This window comes from Brevibacillus gelatini (assembly GCF_050920745.1).
Lineage (GTDB): Bacteria > Bacillota > Bacilli > Brevibacillales > Brevibacillaceae > Brevibacillus > Brevibacillus gelatini.
Genome location: NZ_CP154342.1, coordinates 4431023 through 4451055, shown reverse-complemented (window position 1 = coordinate 4451055; position 20033 = coordinate 4431023). Strand labels below are relative to the sequence as shown.

Annotated in this window: 19 protein-coding genes; 11 read left to right on the top strand and 8 right to left on the bottom strand. The window is 43.8% G+C overall.

Annotated features, from left to right (window positions below):
• Positions 1–19 precede the first annotated feature (19 nt).
• Positions 20–1111, top strand: coding sequence for a TIR domain-containing protein (locus AAFJ72_RS21255; RefSeq protein WP_376879054.1), 1092 nt, complete (start codon positions 20–22; stop codon positions 1109–1111).
• A gap of 236 nt (positions 1112–1347) precedes the next feature.
• Here AAFJ72_RS21255 and AAFJ72_RS21250 read toward each other — a convergent pair whose 3' ends face one another.
• Positions 1348–2382 (bottom strand): zinc-binding alcohol dehydrogenase family protein, encoded by a 1035-nt coding sequence (locus tag AAFJ72_RS21250; RefSeq protein ID WP_376879057.1) that lies wholly within the window; start codon positions 2380–2382, stop codon positions 1348–1350.
• A gap of 136 nt (positions 2383–2518) precedes the next feature.
• Here AAFJ72_RS21250 and AAFJ72_RS21245 point away from each other — a divergent pair, with 136 nt between their 5' ends.
• Complete coding sequence (locus AAFJ72_RS21245; protein ID WP_376879060.1) at positions 2519–2905, top strand: winged helix-turn-helix transcriptional regulator; 387 nt, start codon at positions 2519–2521, stop codon at positions 2903–2905.
• 581 nt (positions 2906–3486) lie between these two features.
• On the opposite strand, the gene AAFJ72_RS21240 is transcribed toward AAFJ72_RS21245, so the two are convergent.
• The 5 genes from AAFJ72_RS21240 to AAFJ72_RS21220 form a co-directional block, all read right to left on the bottom strand.
• Positions 3487–4842: a hypothetical protein gene (locus AAFJ72_RS21240; protein ID WP_432775632.1), complete on the bottom strand. Its 1356-nt coding sequence runs from the start codon at positions 4840–4842 to the stop codon at positions 3487–3489.
• 52 nt (positions 4843–4894) lie between these two features.
• The gene (locus AAFJ72_RS21235; protein WP_376879066.1) at positions 4895–5968 is read right to left on the bottom strand and encodes an Atu2307/SP_0267 family LLM class monooxygenase; all 1074 of its coding nucleotides are present in this window, start codon (positions 5966–5968) and stop codon (positions 4895–4897) included.
• Positions 5969–5993: 25 nt separating this feature from the next.
• Complete coding sequence (locus AAFJ72_RS21230) at positions 5994–6944, bottom strand: aldo/keto reductase (RefSeq protein ID WP_376879069.1); 951 nt, start codon at positions 6942–6944, stop codon at positions 5994–5996.
• 235 nt (positions 6945–7179) lie between these two features.
• Complete coding sequence (locus tag AAFJ72_RS21225; protein WP_432775631.1) at positions 7180–7752, bottom strand: TetR/AcrR family transcriptional regulator; 573 nt, start codon at positions 7750–7752, stop codon at positions 7180–7182.
• Positions 7753–7876: 124 nt separating this feature from the next.
• Positions 7877–8590, bottom strand: a complete 714-nt coding sequence (locus AAFJ72_RS21220; RefSeq protein WP_376879071.1) for a ketopantoate reductase family protein — start codon at positions 8588–8590, stop codon at positions 7877–7879.
• 142 nt (positions 8591–8732) lie between these two features.
• On the opposite strand from AAFJ72_RS21220, the gene AAFJ72_RS21215 reads away from it, so the two are divergent.
• The 5 genes from AAFJ72_RS21215 (at position 8733) to AAFJ72_RS21195 (ending at position 14482) form a co-directional block, all read left to right on the top strand.
• Positions 8733–9311 (top strand): TetR/AcrR family transcriptional regulator, encoded by a 579-nt coding sequence (locus tag AAFJ72_RS21215; protein WP_376879073.1) that lies wholly within the window; start codon positions 8733–8735, stop codon positions 9309–9311.
• A 692-nt stretch (positions 9312–10003) separates the two neighbouring features.
• Positions 10004–10945, top strand: a complete 942-nt coding sequence (locus tag AAFJ72_RS21210) for a tyrosine-type recombinase/integrase (RefSeq protein WP_376879110.1) — start codon at positions 10004–10006, stop codon at positions 10943–10945.
• Positions 10942–11541 (top strand): tyrosine-type recombinase/integrase, encoded by a 600-nt coding sequence (locus tag AAFJ72_RS21205; RefSeq protein ID WP_432775630.1) that lies wholly within the window; start codon positions 10942–10944, stop codon positions 11539–11541. Before AAFJ72_RS21210 ends, AAFJ72_RS21205 begins: the two co-directional genes overlap by 4 nt.
• 62 nt (positions 11542–11603) lie before the next feature.
• Positions 11604–12695: a TIR domain-containing protein gene (locus AAFJ72_RS21200; RefSeq protein WP_376879054.1), complete on the top strand. Its 1092-nt coding sequence runs from the start codon at positions 11604–11606 to the stop codon at positions 12693–12695.
• A gap of 284 nt (positions 12696–12979) precedes the next feature.
• Positions 12980–14482: a protein kinase domain-containing protein gene (locus tag AAFJ72_RS21195; RefSeq protein WP_432775629.1), complete on the top strand. Its 1503-nt coding sequence runs from the start codon at positions 12980–12982 to the stop codon at positions 14480–14482.
• A 214-nt stretch (positions 14483–14696) separates the two neighbouring features.
• On the opposite strand, the gene AAFJ72_RS21190 is transcribed toward AAFJ72_RS21195, so the two are convergent.
• Together AAFJ72_RS21190 and AAFJ72_RS21185 are read right to left on the bottom strand one after the other, a co-directional pair.
• The gene (locus AAFJ72_RS21190; protein ID WP_432775628.1) at positions 14697–15626 is read right to left on the bottom strand and encodes an IS3 family transposase; all 930 of its coding nucleotides are present in this window, start codon (positions 15624–15626) and stop codon (positions 14697–14699) included.
• The gene (locus AAFJ72_RS21185) at positions 15617–15949 is read right to left on the bottom strand and encodes a transposase (RefSeq protein WP_432775627.1); all 333 of its coding nucleotides are present in this window, start codon (positions 15947–15949) and stop codon (positions 15617–15619) included. Before AAFJ72_RS21185 ends, AAFJ72_RS21190 begins: the two co-directional genes overlap by 10 nt.
• A gap of 218 nt (positions 15950–16167) precedes the next feature.
• Here AAFJ72_RS21185 and AAFJ72_RS21180 point away from each other — a divergent pair, with 218 nt between their 5' ends.
• From AAFJ72_RS21180 to AAFJ72_RS21165, 4 genes are all read left to right on the top strand, one after another.
• Positions 16168–17304, top strand: coding sequence for a DNA cytosine methyltransferase (locus tag AAFJ72_RS21180; RefSeq protein WP_432775626.1), 1137 nt, complete (start codon positions 16168–16170; stop codon positions 17302–17304).
• On the top strand, positions 17294–18226 hold the full coding sequence (locus tag AAFJ72_RS21175; RefSeq protein ID WP_432775625.1) for a DUF4928 family protein: 933 nt from the start codon (positions 17294–17296) through the stop codon (positions 18224–18226). Before AAFJ72_RS21180 ends, AAFJ72_RS21175 begins: the two co-directional genes overlap by 11 nt.
• Before the next feature lie 37 nt (positions 18227–18263).
• Entirely contained in the window at positions 18264–19226 is a 963-nt protein-coding gene (locus tag AAFJ72_RS21170) for a sigma-70 family RNA polymerase sigma factor (RefSeq protein WP_432775624.1), read from the top strand.
• A 73-nt stretch (positions 19227–19299) separates the two neighbouring features.
• Positions 19300–19725: an SRPBCC family protein gene (locus AAFJ72_RS21165; protein ID WP_122906158.1), complete on the top strand. Its 426-nt coding sequence runs from the start codon at positions 19300–19302 to the stop codon at positions 19723–19725.
• The last annotated feature ends 308 nt before the right edge of the window (positions 19726–20033 follow it).

Genomic DNA, 20033 nt, shown 5'->3' with positions numbered 1-20033 from the left:
TACGCTTGGAGGATTGAGTATGACTGAAAAGAATCCAAAAGTATTCATAAGTTACTGCCAAGAAAGCTTAGAATTTTCGGATAGAGTTCTTAATTTTTCCAATAAACTAAGAAGTGAAGGCATTGATACAATTTTGGATCAATATGAAGAATCCCCTAAAGAGGGATGGCCAAGATGGATGGTGAACTCAATTAACGAATCAGATTATATTATTGTAATCTGTACTCAAGAATACCTAAAAAGGCTTATGGGAAAGACTGATAAGGGTATTGGTAAAGGTGTTAAATGGGAAAGTAATATCATTTACCAACACTTATATAATGATGATTCATTAAATGAGAGATTTATTCCTGTAATTTTTCATGAAACAGATACTAAGTTTATTCCAATGCCACTTCAAGGAGCTACATATTACGATATATCAAAGCCCGAAAGATATGAAAGGTTGTACTGGCGTTTAAGAGGAGTAAACAAAAAAGAAAAACCTCAATTAGGAAAGTTACGCCCACTGCCAGAAAAAGAAAGAAAATCTTTATTTATTACTACGCCTATTGATTTAGAAACATGGGACAAGGCTATCTGGAGAGGTGCTGCGTTTCTCATGGACACTGATAATAGTGAGCCACCATGTCTAATACTGCCTTACAAAAATGAATATTATGCAACAAAAATATTTAAAAATTGGATTTCCATGTATGGTAAGGAAGATAAGCATGATGAAATCAGAGTAGCAATAATCGAAGGTGATATTCCCGGGGAAGAGAAGGGATATACAATTCATATCAGTTCAAATATTGACCGAGTGGCTAAGAGAATGGAAGAACAAGGTTTAGAATTAGATGAGAGCTTAATAATGTCTATTTCTAGAATGCAACGAGCTAATCCTACTGATAATTTTAAAATGTTTAATATGTTCAAAGCTCGGTATCAAAAGCATAAAAAGTATATTCTTATGCCCGCAGTAATTGACGAGACAAGTTGGAAAATAAAGCCCTTATTTGAATATGGTTTATTAAAGCATGAACTAATATTTAAGCATGTTAGTGAGATTGATGAGCATGATTTAGATGCTCCAGTTATTCTAAAGAATAAGCCCTGGAAAAAATATTGATCATGCTCATTGGGTTACATGAATTGGGTACTTAGTTGTAGAAACCCTTCTGCCTGAGCAAAAGGGTTTCAAATTATGTGGGTATTTATCCCACGTATGGAAACTATCCCACTCCTTAGCATGTGTCTCCCTCCGAAGTGAACTTTGCGGTTAAATCCGAAGGGGAAATATCGCAAAGGGTGGGTCATTTTCATTCCGGCGATCCCGAGTCAATTATATCCCGGCGGTGACACACATTAACGAAAATGCTCCAGCACGACTTTGCCAATCATATTACCCGATTCGAGCATCGCATGGGCTTTGCGCAAATTAGCGGCGTTTATCGGCTCCAGCTTCTCGTTCACCGTCGTGCGGACGATCCCCTGGTCCACCAGTTTTGCCACTTCGTTGAGCAGCTTGTGCTGTTCGATCATGTCGGCTGTCCCGTACATCGAGCGAGTGAACATCAGTTCCCAGACGAAGGTAACGCTCTTGTTCATCAGCAGCGTCAAATCTAGCAATTCGCCTGTCTCGACAATCGAGCAGATTTTCCCTTGCGGGGCAATGGCCTCCGCCATTTTCCTCCAATGCTTCTCGGTGCTGTTCAGGCAGAAAATGTAGTCGACACTCTCGAAGCCAATCGCCTTGAGTTGTGGAACGAAGTCCTCGAAGTGATTGATGACATGGTCAGCCCCCAGTCCTCGCACCCAGTCCGCCGATTCCGGCCGTGAAGCCGTGCCGATAACCGTCAGTCCTGCGTACTTGGCCAGCTGGGTCGCGATCGAACCGACGCCGCCGGCCGCCCCGATGATCAGAAGGGTACGGCCTGGATTGCTGCCTGGCTCGGATGATATCCCGAGGCGGTCGAACAGGCCCTCCCACGCGGTAATCGACGTCAGCGGCAGTGCGGCTGCCTGCGCAAAGTCCAGCGTCGCCGGTTTGAACCCAACGATCCGCTCATCGACCAGATGAAACTCACTGTTGCCTCCCGCCCGAACAATGCTGCCGGCATAATACACCTCATCGCCGGGTTTGAATAACGTGCAGTCCGGCCCCGTCTGCTCCACGACACCCGCTACGTCCCAGCCGATCACTCTCGGTTTCGTTTCAGTCCGGTCCTTCGGCGCTCTCACCTTCACGTCAACCGGATTGACCGAGATAGCTTTGACCCGAACCAGCAAATCGCGGCCGGTCGGTGTCGGCTTCTCGATCTCAACGTCGATCAGGCTGTCCGGATGATCGATAGGCAAATATTTGTATAGGCCGACAGCTTTCATGGTTGTATTTGGCATTTTGAATCCCCTCCAGTAAGGATTGAATTAAACTACAGTTGTAAGTATAGTGGATATCAGCTAAAATTATTAGTACGCACATTCATGTTGTATAGGAACATTTTTTATACTTTTTAATATAGAAGGAGTGGAACGCATGCGCAACCGCAAGAGCGGCTACGGGCATTGCCCGAACGATGAAGGCTGTCCGGTGGAGTATACGCTGGACGTGATCGGCGGCAAGTGGAAAGGCGTGCTGTTGTACCATCTAGTCGAAGGGCCGAAGCGATTCAACGAATTCCGCCGAATCTGCCCGACGATTACGCAGCGGATGCTGACCCTGCAGCTGCGCGAGCTGGAGAAGGACGGCATTGTCAACCGCGAAGTGTACAACCAGATTCCGCCGAAAGTCGAATATTCCCTTACGGAACTCGGACAAACGCTTGTGCCGATCATTCTGGAGATGAAAAAATGGGGCGAAAATTTCGGCACAAAATCGAAATCAGGATCAAGTCCAAATTTGTATGTAGAATCTCTCAGCTAAATTAAGCTACTTGATACAAATCACTTTTGAGGAGATCTTTCCCAGTTTTCTGTTTTCACGCCATTCAAGATAATCTGCCATTTCCAAATATTTCTTTCCAGCAGCCCATTTCTCATCTTGTAAACGATTGTGAAAATTTGGCCGGGATTTTTAATTCCTCAAAGGTGCTTTAGAGACTTTTCGGCGTTGACATCAAACCGATCCCCATGTTGATGCTCATCAAAGAAAATTTCCCTAAGAATGTTTGTCTCCATGACTACATTATAAAAACTTAAAGAGGAGGGCGATTTCCCCTCCTCAAAATTTATACTCTCTTATCCGTTGAAATATGAGGGACACCCCCTTCAAATGGATACATTACAGTCTTTTGATGAATATCTGCCGGCAGTTTTCATGAAATCATAACCTACAATACCGTCCATCTCCAAACCGTACTGCATGCTCCGGATTTCCACCTAGAAGCGATAACTTATTTTCGGTTATTGGACTTTGATAAATGAATATCGCTATCTTTTGTTGTAGATTGAAACAAAGCGACGAGTGAATATACCCTACTGTCAATCTCTCATTGACATAGGCAATTAACTGTTCAAAGTATCATTTATTGTATAAACCCCGCCTTGTCCCTCTTCCACTATATAAACATCAAAATTATTTGATCCCCACATGACAAATCTAAATTCCTTTCCCCGAGGGGCTCTCAAATGTGATGTTTTAAAATGACTGGCTGTATTATTTGTTTTGCCAAGTAGAGAGACTGACCGGTCTTCTGCTGCTACTAGTAAACCTTTATCCAAACTTTCAGTATCGTCATAGAAATGAAGCATATGATGTATGTCAGAAGTATCGGCTGGAACCGCTCTGACAGCTACACCACCATCTGCCGTATTAGCGATGGTAAATCTGTTACCATCTTTCAGTTCCAATTCATGTTCATGCTCGGAAACATATCGTTCTACACGTCCGGTTTGGAGGTTGTAAAATAACTCGGCTGACAATGTATTCGGCCACATCCCATTCACCTCGGAACCATCCGCTAAAGTCGCCTTGATAAAATATAAAATCGTGGTTTCGCTGGGCATTCGACTTGCAGGGATCAACTTGGCAGTAGCCTCGCTAATCCAGCTTTTGATCACAGAATCACTCGCTTGGATGTCCTTTAATCCCCATCCTAAGCGGAACAAAGCGATCTGAGCTTGGGATAAAGCATAGTATACTCCCAGCCGAGGAATGATACGTTCAAATGTGGTTATCGTTTTGCCCATGGCTGTAATCGTCTCTGATGTACCTGACGCTGAAATTCCGTACGGAGAAACAACTTCTGCTTTAAAATGAGAGTCAAGAAAGATAAGTTCACCCTCACTCTTATTCAACATAATCTTAAGTGTAGGGTTTGCAGTTCCTTCACTATGAATCTCTATAGCTCTGTTCAAGCCAGTAGGTTCTCTATACTTGCCTGTGTCGGAAATCTTACCGAATCGTCTCACCAATAAATGATCCAGATTCTCTAGCAAAAGATTTCGATTCGCCTCATTGCTTATTGATTCAGCATCAAGTCCCAATAATCTAGCAATCCCTTCGGGCTGAAAAGGGTCTACTGGATGGTTCATCGTTAGCGCAAAGTGTTCCTTAAGCCGCCCAGATAATAAGTTTAATTCTGATTCCAGCAACAAATCGCAAAGATGTGACACATCCTCGTTCAAATACATATATACGAAACTCTCATTTGCAATAATCGTCCTCAATACGTTCGCAAGATACATGTCACCTATCAAATAATCAGAACCGACTTGTAGAGCAAGACGTCCATCATCTGTAAATCCACCTCTAACCGATGGCAGAGCAAGTTCAACATGATGATCTAACTTCAAAGCAACCCCAGGTTCCGTGGATGTACTCTCATTGTCGTCAATTGCTGACTTTTGTTTCATACGCATCGAACCCCCCTAATATATGACTGCCCAAAGACTCCCCCGAAGGGACGGATGCTTAAGCGTTTGTCTGCTTGTTTTCTTTTGCGATTTCTTTGCGAACAATCGGCGCCACGCGGGTGCCAAACAACTCAATGGCGCGCAGGACTTCACGATGAGGCATTGTGCCAATATTCAGATGCAGGAAGAAGCGGTTGGTTCCTAGCATTTTGCGGACGTGAAGAATCTTCTCTGCAACATATTCAGGATCACCTACATAGAGGGAACCATCCATCTTGCGATTCAACTCATAGGATGCTTCGGTGTATGGCGCCCATCCCAACACTCTGCCGAGTTCGTTCATTTGAACGACCTGGTAAGGTCGGTGTAACCGAACCGCCTCCTCGGTTGTTTCACTAACGAAACCGTGCGAGTGTGTCGCAATTTTAAGCTTACTTACATCATGGCCTGCACTCGCAGCTGCTTGTTTATACAATTCAGCTAATGGAGCAAATCTTTCCGGGTTTCCGCCAATGATCGCAAAGACAATAGGCAATCCCAACGCTCCTGCTCGAATAGCCGAATCCGGTCGTCCTCCAGATCCAATCCACACCGGAAGCGGGTCTTGGACGGATCGCGGATAGACGCCGAGATTATGAATCGCCGGGCGATGACCGCCTCGCCAGGTGACTTTTTCCGAAGCTCTAACCTTGAGAAGCAACTCAAGGTGTTCTTCAAACAATTCGTCGTAGTCCTTTAAGTCGTAGCCAAACAACGGGAACGAATCAACAAAGGCGCCTCTGCCGACCATAATTTCAGCCCGCCCATTACTGATGCTGTCCAGCGTTGAAAATGATTGATAGACGCGAACCGGATCATCCGAGGAAAGGACGGTAACAGCACTCGTGAGCCGAATTCGCTTGGTTAAAGCAGCTGCCGCAGCAAGGATGACGGCTGGAGCCTCGGAGGCAAAATCAAACCGTTGATGTTCTCCGATCCCAAACACATCAAGACCAGCCTGATCAGCAACAACGATCTCTTCGATCCCGTTTCGAATCCGCTCGGGATGGCTGATCCGCTTGCCCGTTACAGGATCTGGCGAAGTTTCCAGAAAGGTGTTAATACCTAGTTCAAAATCTATGGATTCAGTCATGATGATCCTCCTTCATTTTCTGTAATTAACGATGTCCGGCAGCCACGTTTTTGTGTGCGATTTGATTGAGACGTTGAAGGTCCGAATCTGTAAGTTCAACCTGCAAAGCCGCAATATTTTCTTCTAAATACTTTCTTCTTTTCGTTCCTGGAATAGGCACAATATCGTCGCCTTGCATCAAAATCCATTTCAACGCCAATTGGGGCGCAGTGCATCCCTTTTCCGCCGCCATCTCTTTAATCCGAGCAACAAATTGAAGGTTTTTCTGTAAGTTCTGTCCTTGAAATCTTGGGAAGTTTCGTCTTACATCGCTGTAATCCAAATCCTCGTATCGCTGAATTGTCCCGGTTAGGAACCCACGTCCAAGCGGGCTGTAGGCGACAAATCCGATGCCAAGCTCTCTGAGAGTAGGAAGAACTTCGTCTTCAATGTCTCGGGACCATAAGGAATATTCCGTTTGCACTGCCGAAATTGGATGAACTGCATGTGCTCTGCGGATTAGTTGAGCCGGGGCTTCCGAAAGACCGATATAACGGACCTTCCCTTCTCTCACCAATTCAGCCATAGCCCCTACCGTCTCCTCAATGGGGGTATATGGATCGATCCGGTGCAGATAATACAGGTCGATATGGTCAACACCTAATCTGCGCAAGCTTGCTTCGGCAGCTGCTTTAACATAGCTCGGGCTGCCGTTATAGCCCCAATAGCCTCCATCACGTACGACCCCGAACTTGGTAGCCAGTACGACCTCGTCACGCCGATCCTTAATCGCTTTTCCTACCAGCTTCTCATTTTCTCCGTCACCGTACAGATCTGAGGTGTCCAAGAAGTTTACACCAAGGTCCAATGCTCGATGAATCGTCCGTATCGATTCCTGTTCATCCCGGTCACTACCGTAAAAATCAGACATCGTCATGCAGCCTAATCCCATAGCTGAAACTTCCAGACCGCTTGACCCAAGGGCTCTTTTTTCCATAAATATCTCTCCTTTGTCATTTTGTTTAGTATGTCCAGAAAATCGCATTTCGGAATGCTTTACATTGCTTAGATCTTTAGTGGTTATAAGCCTCACCCCTTTTTAATCGAACGTTCGTTCAAGGCATTATAAAATTCAACTGCATTATCGAACGTTCGATTAAATTGATGCAGGTTAAAGCCAACTCATTAATTTGATCGAACGTTCGATCGATAAAGATTGAAAAAGCGGCTGTTCATGCTTTAATCGCATCCCAGCTCATTTGAATCATTTTGTCGATGTTGTCAGGGGTGAATTCATACTCACCGTTGATATACTCTTTTCCCATTTGGACAAATGGCAAGCAGGAGTAAGTAACGAGAAGATTCGTTTCCGAATCCTTGAACAGTCCTTCCTTAATCCCCCTTTCGAATAAAGGATACATCGGCTTGAATACACCACCGTTTTGATCTTTACAGGTTTTTTGGATAAACGGCGAATCAAGAAACTGTTCCATCAGCAGAAAATTTGCTTGATTATTCACGATATAACTGGAATAATTACGCAAGATCTTCTCAAAGGCAGCCTTGACTGACATGTCCGCCGTTACGCCAAGAAACATCTTCTCATGCATTTGTTCCTTGAGCTTAAAGTATAACTTAATCAGCAAGTCTTCTTTACTTTCAAAATAAAAGTAAATAGTCGACGAAGAGATGTTCGCCCTTTTCGCGATTTTGGACATGGATATATCGGATAGCCCAATTTCATTGAGAAGTTCAATTGTTGTCTGATAGATCAGTTCGGATTTGTTATCGGATCTATTTTTCATGATTACAGTATAATCGAACGTTCGATCAAAGTCAAACTTTTTTCAAACAACATACACATGTTATTCATATTAAGGGGACGTGGATGTCAATGAAATAGTGGTCCGCCCCAGAGCCCAAGGTTAGTCACCGCCGGATAGATACCTTTTTATGAAACATCTCATCTAATAACATAATTTCTGCCCTTTGGCTGACGGCATGGTTCCCGAGCTTTACATCAATGATAAAGTCATTGCTTAGCATCTGGCGGTAACGGGTAATAATCTCGTTGTCAGGCAATTCTCCCATTGCCTTCGTTTCGGATGGGATTACCGGAATTCCAGCTTGCTCCACCAGGTGAATATTTTGTTTAATCTCTGCGGCGATTTTGCTTAGAGTGCTCACACTTCTTGCCGTCTCTATATCCACCATTCCGTCATTCGTATAGAAATGCTTGTTCGTAATAGCCAACGCAGTATGCGAAATATGGAAAGCCAGAATGTCTTTTTGGATTTCAAAATGCAAATCCACCGATTCAAATTTTTGGGCGAGTTCTTTCACTCTTTCGGTAATCAGTCCATTTATTTCACCAAAAATGGTTCCTTGATGTTTTTCGGAACCGAATTGGGCGTATAGAACATCCTCTTTGATGTCTCCACCCGCACCGGGAAATCCCGGGAGTAAACGGTCCCCCACGATTTCAAGCCAGCTGTCATATCCAACGGTGTTAGTCAAGGTGACAATGGTTTTGCTTCGATTATTCTTGATCGCAGTTAGGGCGGATTCGGCCTGATCATATCGTACGGGAACAAAAATAAAATCATAAATGTCGTCGTGATCAAGCTTTTCTATCGTCTTCATGAATTTATCACAAATTGTTTAAGCAACATCTGTTTGATAAAATAATATTACTGTATTCTCATGAATACAACAGACAGATTCAGTGGAAAGTTGCATAGACAACAAATTGTGATAATTTGCTGTTTTAGAAGGGGGAATCCATTTGGTAAATCAGCAAGATCCAAGGGTTATGCGCACACGACAGTTAATAAGAGAAGCCTTTAGAGATTTGTTGCGGAGTAAAGAATTTGATGCCATATCCGTAAAGGATATCGCTCAGAAAGCTACCATTAACCGCGCCACCTTTTATGCCCATTATGAAGATAAATATGCTTTGCTTGAAGAAATCACAGAACAGGTGTTTCGTGAGATGGTTCCTGAGCAAGTGATGAATGCACGGGAGTTTACAGTTGAAATATGTGACCAGTTGATCTTGCTGACACATCGCTACATCTTGGATTTTTATCAGATTTGCAGAATGGATTCCAAATCGATTGCGGAGCTTGTGGATGAAAAAGTAAAGAAGATGCTGCAGCAAATCATTGAAAGCATTTTTTCAAAAGGGCACTATACGGACCGCCGCCAAATAAAAGTGATTTCGGCGATGACAGGCTCAGCGATCTATGGCGCTGCGCATTATTGGTTAACGGTTGGGGAAAATAATCGAACCGATTTACTAGTAGACATGGTTCGTCCCTATGTAATGAACGGTCTGGGGTTGTATAGCAATTCCGTTGAATAAACGAATCGCCCCGGCGCCTTCAGGTTGATTCTTACCCAGGTTCGCCAGTCTACACCTTTCTCCGAACCCCTTTGCCTTTCAGCCCAAAAAGTATCCCCTGTCATTTGCCATACGGGGGATACGCTTCTTGATTTTCTTAAACTAATAGCTGTGTTTTGGTTCATTATTGGAATGTTGCAATTCACGAACGAATGTTCTATACGAGGGATAAGAACATTAGTTCGTATAGATGTGCTATGGAACTCAAAGAGTTTACTCGTCATCTGCAAAACCTTTCGTCCGCTGAACGCAAGAGTATGGAGACCATCTTGTTTCCTTTCAGCATCTTCGGTATCTTCCGGTGGTTGGGCACATCAACAAAAAGGCTCACAAATCACGCAAATGTGATTTATGAGCCTTACGTTTTGAATATGGTGCGGTCGAGAGGACTTGAACCTCCACGGTGTTGCCACCACTAGAACCTGAAATTGGTGTACCGGTTTGGAGGTGAAAGAGAAAAGCGCACCTCCCTTAATCCCTTATGGGACAAGGGGTTTCAGGTTTTTTCCAAAACTGTTCCAGAAGCAAAAAACGGCTGCTTTTTCGGCGGTTTTTGGCGTGCTCATACGTCTCGTTCATTGGCGCGACAATCGGCTCCAGCAGCGCACAACATTTCCCTCACCAATAACTGACGAGGAAGGGATGTTGTGTCGATGTCCAATTTGTCTGTCTTATCCTTTTCAGAAGCCGTTCATTTGTTTCTTCAGGAATGCAAACTCCGCAATTTGACGAAGACGACCTATGCGTTCTACAAATTCGGTCTGCGGACTCTGGAACAATTTCTGGACGAAACCAAGCTCGATTTCGCCAATCTGACCCCTTTCGATTTGAGCAATCGATACATGAAATATCTGCTCGATCAAAAGCTCGCTCCCGCCACGATTCGAGGACGAATCGCTTCCTGCCAAGTCTTCTTCAAATTCCTCTGGCAGTACGGGTACACCTCGACCAATCTGGCTGCCGATCTGAAATTGATCAAAGCAACGAACCGAGCCATTTTCACATTTTCCGAAGAACAAGTCGCCGCGATTCTAAGCCAGCCCGATGTGAACACCTTTACGGGCTTGCGCGATCATACTATGATGCTGGTCCTCCTGGACACCGGCATGCGGTTAATGGAATTAAGCCGCATGCAAGTACCCGATATCGATCTCGCTGTTGGAACGATTCGAATTCCTTCCGGAAAAGGACGAAAGCCCCGCATCGTTCCGATCCAAAAAAAGTGCCAGTATCAACTGAACCGTTATTTGCGGGAGCGGGGAGAACTGCCGTTTGATGACTGTTGGATCACCCTCAATAACACGCCGCTCCGTTATGAAGCCATTAAGCGCCTAATCATCCTTCATTGCAAAGCGGCTCATATTCAGGGAACCCGCGGCTCCGCCCATACGTTCCGCCACACAATGGCCAAATCGTATTTGCTGAATGGCGGTGACGCCTTCTCTCTGATGTGCATTCTCGGTCATACCAACATCGAAATGACCCAACGCTATGTCGACCTGTTCAGCCAGGATTTGCATAACCAACATCAGAAGGCAAGTCCGATTGAAGCCCTTCTGTCCAAACATGCTGCCGAAAGCGGGGTGGAAGCATGAAACGGCGCAATAATCTCCTTCAAACCGCCGCAGTTCCGGAAACTGAAGCGCAACCGGCAAAAGTCATCACGTACGAACAAGCGACAAAGGCGTATTTAATGCATAAACGTGCTTTGAACTTGTCGCCGCGGAGCTTGGAATTTTATGAGGAATTCTTTCGCCATTTCCAAAGGACGTTTCAAAAGCAGAACATTCCATTGGATTTGCAGCGAGTGACCGCTCGTCAAATCAAGACGCACTACATCGGCTATATGCTGGACCATGGACTGGCAAGCCATACAATTAACAACCGCATTCGAGCCTGCAAAACCTTTTTCCGGTTCTTGTATGAAGAACGTCTGGTCACCCAGCCTGTATTCGATCAATTGCGTTTGATTGTGGCCGAGAAAAAGATGATCCAAACGCTGACGAAGGAGCAAGTTCTCGTCCTGCTTCATCAGCCGAATCGCAAAACCTTTTCAGGCTTGCGGGACTACACGATCATGATGCTGCTGCTTGAAACGGTGAACCGTATCATAAGTGACGGCAACGGTTTTTGCAAGATTATTTTTGATTATGAGGCCAAATTATGTACAAAAGGTAGAATGTTAATGTGATACAATAATTGAAAAACCTGTATTAGAAATTCATTTGACAGCTTACGCTTGGAGGATTGAGTATGACTGAAAAGAATCCAAAAGTATTCATAAGTTACTGCCAAGAAAGCTTAGAATTTTCGGATAGAGTTCTTAATTTTTCCAATAAACTAAGAAGTGAAGGCATTGATACAATTTTGGATCAATATGAAGAATCCCCTAAAGAGGGATGGCCAAGATGGATGGTGAACTCAATTAACGAATCAGATTATATTATTGTAATCTGTACTCAAGAATACCTAAAAAGGCTTATGGGAAAGACTGATAAGGGTATTGGTAAAGGTGTTAAATGGGAAAGTAATATCATTTACCAACACTTATATAATGATGATTCATTAAATGAGAGATTTATTCCTGTAATTTTTCATGAAACAGATACTAAGTTTATTCCAATGCCACTTCAAGGAGCTACATATTACGATATATCAAAGCCCGAAAGATATGAAAGGTTGTACTGGCGTTTAAGAGGAGTAAACAAAAAAGAAAAACCTCAATTAGGAAAGTTACGCCCACTGCCAGAAAAAGAAAGAAAATCTTTATTTATTACTACGCCTATTGATTTAGAAACATGGGACAAGGCTATCTGGAGAGGTGCTGCGTTTCTCATGGACACTGATAATAGTGAGCCACCATGTCTAATACTGCCTTACAAAAATGAATATTATGCAACAAAAATATTTAAAAATTGGATTTCCATGTATGGTAAGGAAGATAAGCATGATGAAATCAGAGTAGCAATAATCGAAGGTGATATTCCCGGGGAAGAGAAGGGATATACAATTCATATCAGTTCAAATATTGACCGAGTGGCTAAGAGAATGGAAGAACAAGGTTTAGAATTAGATGAGAGCTTAATAATGTCTATTTCTAGAATGCAACGAGCTAATCCTACTGATAATTTTAAAATGTTTAATATGTTCAAAGCTCGGTATCAAAAGCATAAAAAGTATATTCTTATGCCCGCAGTAATTGACGAGACAAGTTGGAAAATAAAGCCCTTATTTGAATATGGTTTATTAAAGCATGAACTAATATTTAAGCATGTTAGTGAGATTGATGAGCATGATTTAGATGCTCCAGTTATTCTAAAGAATAAGCCCTGGAAAAAATATTGATCATGCTCATTGGGTTACATGAATTGGGTACTTAGTTGTAGAAACCCTTCTGCCTGAGCAAAAGGGTTTCAAATTATGTGGGTATTTATCCCACGTATGGAAACTATCCCACTCCTTAGCATGTGTCTCCCTCCGAAGTGAACTTTGCGGTTAAATCCGAAGGGGAAATATCGCAAAGGGTGGGTCATTTTCATTCCGGCGCGCCTGGGTCAATTATATCCCGGCGGTGACAGTAATGGTGTACATGGATGATTATAGAGAACTGGTAACAGTAGGTGGCGTATATGCTTAGTGAAGCTGGATTAAAGATAATAGGTAATATTCTAATCGGTGATACTCCAGGGTACTATTCATATAAATCAGGCTCTCAGATAGTTGAGTTCTTTAACTCGAATTTCGGATTTAGTGATAGATACTATTCAGGATTTCCTTCGAGATGGTTTTACACTTTAGAGAATATAAAATTGCTATGGAATAACGGTCGTTTTCATGAGTTTCTAAACTTTATTCTATCAAAGCGATTTGTAATGCGTGATAACAACCTTAGCGAGGTTGATGCACTTGATCGAATAAACCAGATCGTACAGTATTTAAACAATGAATTAAGTATTGAGGGACATAAAATCCTCAAGAGAGGTCAAGAATATGTTCTCATTGCTGAGAATAGTGATTTAGAATTCATTGGAGAAGGTGGCTTTGCCAATGTGTATAAATCTCGTTCATCAGGACTAATTGTAAAAAAGCTAAAGGACGATTTCAAAACGCATAAGGGTATCAGCCACAGGTTTAAGCGTGAGTTTCAGATAACAAAGTCGTTATCTGACATAGAGGGTGTAATCAAGGTATTTGATTTCAATGAGTCAGATTACTCTTACACAATGGAAGAGGCTGAATTAACACTTGAAAAGTTTATTAACGATTATGACCACCATGAATCATCAAAGTTGACCATGATTCGTCAAGTGTTACACATCATAAAACTAGTCCATGATAGGAACATCATTCATCGTGATATAAGCCCTAACAACATATTATTGTTCAGGGGTAGATTGAAAATCTCTGACTTTGGTTTAGGAAAAGACCTAGACATGTTTCACTCTCATAGGACGATGAGGACGCATTCATTAGGTCAGTACTATTACTGTGCTCCCGAGCAATTTATGCAGTTGAAAGAAGGCGACAAACGAAGTGATGTATACTCACTTGGCAGTTTGATAAACTTCATAATGACTGGTGACCCTCGTGATAGCAATCACTTCCTGCGTAACCCCGTAGAGAAAGCCAAAAATGAGAATCCGAACATGAGATATTCGGATGCAGGACACTTACTTCAAGGGGTAGAGAGCGCAATTGCTTATCATCAGAATCATGAACGTATTGAGTTGGTAAAAGCAAAGATTCAGAACAGGGTTTACGATGACGATGTCGAGAACTATATTTATGATCTTGATGCAAATGCACTTTGCAAGGCGATAGTGTCACTTCCAGGTATGGTTTCTGCTGTCCTAAGTTTCATTGAGAGCGATGATAAACGTGCAGTTGAAACACTTCAAATGATTGATAATGAGTATTCTAATGTTTGTGGTCGATGGGAAGATTACGATGATATAGGAATAATTGCGTATAATGTTATTTATTCTAACCGCACATACGTAGCTCAAGAGATTGCCGCTAGAATGCTTCATGATGTAGCTTTTGTTAAAAATCGATTTAAAATGCAAAGACTTGTTGATGACTTGATACAGCGAGGAACTGACCCAACAATTGAAGAAATATTGAAAAGATGAGCTATATACTTGAAAGACCTTTTCGGAATCGGTTTAACCCCTTAAATTTAGAGTCTTTCTCCCTTATTCTCGCAATTTCATAGGATTCTCTTCTTTTTCAACCACCTGGGAGTGTAGGAAGGAAAAAATCTAGCGTCAAGGGGGACGCTAGATTTTTTCCTTCCTGCTTGGCCGTTAGGTTGAAGAAAGACGAGTTGTGCGACCGATTGCCTCGCTATACTTTTACGACAAATGGCTTTACACGCTGCAGGGCAAGCGACTTGCCAAATTCTTCAGGTGATAAGTCGTACAAACTACCATGAATCCGGCGTTGGTTGTAAAACAGGAGGTAGTTTGTCACCGTTTCATAGGCTTCTTGGTAGTTCTGAAATTCATTTCGTTGCAAACATTCTTTCTCCAAAACACTGTGAAAGGTTTCAATGTGAGCGTTTTTATTGGGTGTCTTTGGAGGAATTCGCTCATGCACCGTTTGGAAATGCTGACAGGCTTCTTCAAAGGCATGGCTCATAAACTGTGGACCGTTATCCGTACGGATAACAGGGCGATCATCACGATGGAATTGCTGCCGTTTCCACAAAGCACGTTGGAGAATCTGAGCCGCATGTTTTCCTTCGCAGGTCAGTCCGAAATGGTAGTCCACGATCGCTCGATCATAGACGTCAATGAGACTCATCAGGAAAAAGAAACGCTGTTCTCCTTCGATAAATCCGTATTTTACGTCCATCTCCCACAATTGATTCGGAGCGGTAATCTCTCGGTTGTTTGCCAACTTTCGAGGATGGTTCCTTTTCTTTTGGCGTTGGGGTTGCAGGAGTTCTTCTTCTTTCAGCAAGCGGTAAACCTTTTTCTTGTTGATGACCAGTTGGTGGTCTCGCCGTAGGCAGACGGTAAGCTTTCGATAGCCATAAGCAGATTCTTCATCGGCAATCAGCTCGGATAGCCATTCTTTGATTTGTTCGTCACTGACAGGTTGTCCGTCCTTTGCCAACGAATAACCGGGTATAGGTCTTCCTCCGTGATAAACGCGAGGTTTTTGGGAGGCTTTGTTTTTTCGGTAATAGTAGGTTGCTTCCAGGATGCCGACAATACGTAGCACCAGTTTGGCTGTGTACCCCAGCTGTATCCACTTGTCGGCTATTTCCATTTTGTCCGATAAGCTGGGTTCACCTTTTTTACAAGATCACGAAGGATCGCGATTTCCAAGTCCTTTTCTCCCAGTAGTTTCTTTAGTTTATCGTTCTCCGTTTCCAGTTCCCGAAACTCTCCTGGACTTGGTGTATAGCTTGTTACGGCTTTTGCTTCGGAAGATGTATGCTGCCAATCGGCGTGTTTGGAGTCACGTATCCATCGATACAGCATCTTCGGGTCGATCCCATGCCGTCTGGCTACTTGGCTAGCGTTTCCTACTTCGTGGGCTTCCTGGATCAGTTGTTGTTTGAACTCGATGGAATAGCGTCTCCGTTGCATAAAAATATCCCCCTCTGTTCTTCTGATATCAGCTTAACAAGATAAGGGGGGATGACTCAAATCCAATTTTGGGGCTTAAAAGCAAACTTAAAAAAGACAACCATCTTAACTAATTGTACTACCCTGATACTCTCTACAGCCTCCCTGATCTTGTGATAGAATAATTACAGAGGAACATTCGTTTCCATTATAGTTCTATCTAAGGGAGGGTTTTGTTTATGCCACGGAAGAATAAAAAGCGTAACCAAATGCAAAACTTCTCTTTCCTTGAGTTCTTTGCAGGTAGCGGTCTTGTAGCGCATGCGTTGCAGGATTACTTCTATACTAAATGGGCTAATGATATATGTCCGAAAAAGGCTTCGGTATATGTTTCGAATCACGGTTTTGGTCAACTACACCTAGCAGATATATGTTCTGTTCGGGGAGATTTGCTTCCGGTTGCTCACCTATCGTGGGCGAGTTTCCCCTGCCAAGATCTTTCTCTAGCTGGTTTAACAGGAGGCATTCATGCTCAGCGTAGTGGCCTCGTGTGGGAATGGTTACGAATTTTTGATGAAATGATCGAGAAACCCCCAATACTTGTAGCTGAAAATGTTTCAGGATTGGTATCTTCAAAGAATGGTGCGTACTATCGAGTATTGCATCAAGCACTACGTGAAAGAGGATTTAAAGTGGGAGCGGTCATCTTAGATGCTGCTCTTTGGGTGCCTCAATCTCGTCCACGAGTTTTTGTGATTGCAGTTCGGGAGGATCTCGTTATTCCCTCATCTCTTATTTCAGACGGGCCAACTTGGCTTCAACCATCAGCGGTAGTACGAGCGGCACAAGACCTTGAAAACTGGGTGTGGTGGAATTTACCAGAACCAGATCCTAGAAAGCAGGATCTTATCAATATATTGGAGTGGGACGCTCCCTGTCATGATGAAAAGACTACCCATCGGCTGCTCGAGCTTATCCCAGATAGACATATGGAAAGGCTGATGCAAGACGACGTAATTGTAGCAGCTGGGTACAAAAGAACTCGAAATGGAAGACAAGTACTGGAACTCCGATTTGATGGCATTGCTGGTTGCCTTCGTACGCCTGAAGGAGGGAGCAGCCGCCAATTTCTTGTACTAAAAAAGGACGGGGTATTGAAAACAAGGCTGCTGACAATCCGTGAAACGGCGCGACTTATGGGAGCACCTGATACGTATGAACTTCCGGGCACTTACAATGACGGGTATAGGGCGATGGGAGATGCAGTAGCGGTCCCTGTAGCACGGTTTTTAGCTAAACAACTACTTGCACCTCTAGCGACAGCTTGGACAGAGGATATGAAGACGGCAAATACGGAGGATCGTTATGTTGGTTGAATTACGAAATAGGCTTGCAGAATTTCAGTCGGAAAACAAAATCACTTCTAAAGGGAAACTGGCTGCTATCTTGTATATGACGCGTCAGGCGAGAATTATGGGGTTGCCGTTAAACCCTTCTGATCTTGTTACCGATAGCAAAGGGCAGGTGCAAGGTCTTGGGAAAGCAGCTGTCCAAGCGATTTTGGCCGAATACGGTATTCTTAGAACTCTTGCTGAAGAGGGTGGTCGGACGAGTCGTGGTAGTTTAGGGAATATGCAGAAATATATTCATTTCCTCAACAGTCTCCATGATGATAACTTGGATGATATGGTAATGATCGAGAAATGGTGGATAGAAAGAGTTCATGATTTTTTTACTGCCCAGCCATTCATCTTGAGATACGATACAGCTAAGTCTCTTCGGGCAATTGTACGTGATCTGTTAGCGCAGGCTTACAAAAGACAAAAGGAGAACCCAGGTACTAAGTATGCGGGTGCTGTATTGCAGCATCTCGTTGGAGCAAAACTATCGTTAGTTCTGCCGGAAGGAACGATTGAACATCATGGGTTCTCCGTATCAGATGCGATGAGTGGCAGGAGTGGAGATTTTATGATTGGCGAGGTAGTTTTTCATGTGACGACTGCACCTAGTGAATCGCTAATGGAGAAATGCAAGCGTAATTTGGAATCGGGAGTGCGACCTATTATCGTTACGACCCATAACAGTATGCCAGGTGCGGAGTCTCTGGCTGGCATACATGAACTTGAGGGGCGGATTGACATTTTGGAAGCGGAGCAATTTATCGCTACCAACTTATATGAAATAAGCCGTTTTGAAACTTCCAAACGACGGGTGACTGTTGAAAAACTCATTGAGTCCTATAATGAGATTGTCTCTAAGGTTGAAACAGACCCTAGTTTTAAAGTTCAAATCGGATAAATTGTACGGAGTAAGTTGTATCGAGAACAGTTACAGAATGGGCCAAAAATTGGATGGAAAAAGGTATTATCGGCAATACCCCAGGGTTACAAAGACTTCATCGTTCTGCTATAGGATGCTGGGATCGATCGTAGACGCGGATGATGCAGTTCAGGAAACCTACATTCGCGTTTGGCGGAGTTGGGATTCATTCAGGCAACAATCTTCGCGCAAAACGTGGATCTACCGCATCGCGTCAAACGTATGTATAGACAAGCTGAGGCAAGCCAAACGCCGTGCCCTTCCTGTTGACATATTTGATCCGGCTGTTTCGATCATCGAGCCTCGCGAGACGTTGCCTGAATCGTCATGGATTTGGCCTGCTCCAGATTTTGCAGGTGATCCGGAACATGTAGTGGTGCGGAAAGATACGCTGCAGCTTTGCTTTCTTGCCCTTCTGCAAACACTACCTCCCCGCCAACGTGCCGTGCTTATTTTGAAGGATGTGTTCGAGTGGTCCGCAAAGCAGATCGCGGAGGCGCTAGGGATAACGCCTGCAGCCGTTAACAGTGCCTTGCAAAGAGCGCGAGAGACGATGGGCCGGGCCGAGCTTCGCTCCGAAGAGCTCTGCATCATGGATGCTGAACCGGACCATGAGCTGCTCTCGCGGTATGTGGATGCTTTTGAACAATTTGATATTGATGCGCTGGTGGCGTTGTTTCATGAAGAGGGGTGCCTGTCCATGCCGCCTTTCGAGATGTGGGTCCGCGGCAAGGACAATCTGTTCAAGTTTTTTACAGCAACTCGTTGGCATTGCGAAGGCTCCCGATTATTGCCGATTACGGTGAATGGCGGTTATCCCGCATTTGCGCAATATATGCCAAGTGACAATAAATCCATCCTGGTGCCTTGGGGCATTCACGTCCTGGTAATAAAAGACGGTAAAATTTTGCACACCCAAAATTTCATTCACGCAAAATTATTTACTCGATTTGGGCTTCCCGAACAAATACACCGATGAATTTCACAATAGTATTTCGTCTAATGATATGAGAGACAAAAATCCGATTCTGATGAAAGAGGTGTACTTTAAAATGGGAACTGGCAAACCAAAGAGAGCAACTGTACAGGCAGTCATTCAGGCGCCGGTGGAAAAGGTATGGGAGTACTGGACCGAGCCGGAACACATCACGAAGTGGAATCAGGCATCGGATGATTGGCATGCGCCAAGAGCGGAAAATGATTTGCGGGTCGGCGGCAAGTTTGTCACCAGGATGGAAGCGAAAGATGGCAGTATGGGCTTTGATTTTGGGGGAACATACGATGTCGTGAAATTACATGAGGAAATCGCATACACAATGGGGGACGGGAGAAAAGTTGAGATCACCTTCATTGCCCGAGGAAACGAAACCGAGGTCGTTGAAACGTTCGACGCGGAAGACATTCACCCCGTTGAGTATCAGCAAGCGGGCTGGCAAGCGATTCTGGACAATTTCAAAAAATATACGGAAACTCACTAATGCTGCTGGCGTCCAATCGGGCGCCATTTTCATTTGCTTTGGGTTGGCCCGGTGGACCGTATCATAAATGGCGACTTGAACGATCATTTCAGGACTAACGATGCAGATGAAGCCATTTTCCATCGGTAAAGCGTCTCAAGCGCAATTAAGTATGAATCGGAGATCTTTGCCCGGTTTTTTATCGATCGTCAATTGCTATGGATATCATCCCCCTCACTTTCAGAGCACATGTTCCAGTTTCGTTGCAATCTTTCCAGCTACAGGGTACAAGTGGTTCTTTACAAAACTATCCAGTAGGCTTGGAAGAG

What these genes read in the sequence shown, in the direction of transcription:
- AAFJ72_RS21210 (WP_376879110.1), top strand. Translation starts at nt 10,004, where the DNA reads ATGTCCAATTTGTCTGTCTTATCCTTTTCAGAAGCCGTTCATTTGTTT.
- AAFJ72_RS21245 (WP_376879060.1), top strand. Translation starts at nt 2,519, where the DNA reads ATGCGCAACCGCAAGAGCGGCTACGGGCATTGCCCGAACGATGAAGGC.
- AAFJ72_RS21205 (WP_432775630.1), top strand. Translation starts at nt 10,942, where the DNA reads ATGAAACGGCGCAATAATCTCCTTCAAACCGCCGCAGTTCCGGAAACT.
- AAFJ72_RS21230 (WP_376879069.1), bottom strand. Translation starts at nt 6,944, where the DNA reads ATGGAAAAAAGAGCCCTTGGGTCAAGCGGTCTGGAAGTTTCAGCTATG.
- AAFJ72_RS21180 (WP_432775626.1), top strand. Translation starts at nt 16,168, where the DNA reads ATGCCACGGAAGAATAAAAAGCGTAACCAAATGCAAAACTTCTCTTTC.
- AAFJ72_RS21250 (WP_376879057.1), bottom strand. Translation starts at nt 2,382, where the DNA reads ATGCCAAATACAACCATGAAAGCTGTCGGCCTATACAAATATTTGCCT.
- AAFJ72_RS21220 (WP_376879071.1), bottom strand. Translation starts at nt 8,590, where the DNA reads ATGAAGACGATAGAAAAGCTTGATCACGACGACATTTATGATTTTATT.
- AAFJ72_RS21235 (WP_376879066.1), bottom strand. Translation starts at nt 5,968, where the DNA reads ATGACTGAATCCATAGATTTTGAACTAGGTATTAACACCTTTCTGGAA.
- AAFJ72_RS21200 (WP_376879054.1), top strand. Translation starts at nt 11,604, where the DNA reads ATGACTGAAAAGAATCCAAAAGTATTCATAAGTTACTGCCAAGAAAGC.
- AAFJ72_RS21190 (WP_432775628.1), bottom strand. Translation starts at nt 15,626, where the DNA reads ATGGAAATAGCCGACAAGTGGATACAGCTGGGGTACACAGCCAAACTG.
- AAFJ72_RS21170 (WP_432775624.1), top strand. Translation starts at nt 18,264, where the DNA reads ATGGGCCAAAAATTGGATGGAAAAAGGTATTATCGGCAATACCCCAGG.
- AAFJ72_RS21255 (WP_376879054.1), top strand. Translation starts at nt 20, where the DNA reads ATGACTGAAAAGAATCCAAAAGTATTCATAAGTTACTGCCAAGAAAGC.
- AAFJ72_RS21195 (WP_432775629.1), top strand. Translation starts at nt 12,980, where the DNA reads ATGCTTAGTGAAGCTGGATTAAAGATAATAGGTAATATTCTAATCGGT.
- AAFJ72_RS21165 (WP_122906158.1), top strand. Translation starts at nt 19,300, where the DNA reads ATGGGAACTGGCAAACCAAAGAGAGCAACTGTACAGGCAGTCATTCAG.
- AAFJ72_RS21225 (WP_432775631.1), bottom strand. Translation starts at nt 7,752, where the DNA reads ATGAAAAATAGATCCGATAACAAATCCGAACTGATCTATCAGACAACA.
- AAFJ72_RS21175 (WP_432775625.1), top strand. Translation starts at nt 17,294, where the DNA reads ATGTTGGTTGAATTACGAAATAGGCTTGCAGAATTTCAGTCGGAAAAC.
- AAFJ72_RS21185 (WP_432775627.1), bottom strand. Translation starts at nt 15,949, where the DNA reads ATGCAACGGAGACGCTATTCCATCGAGTTCAAACAACAACTGATCCAG.
- AAFJ72_RS21240 (WP_432775632.1), bottom strand. Translation starts at nt 4,842, where the DNA reads ATGCGTATGAAACAAAAGTCAGCAATTGACGACAATGAGAGTACATCC.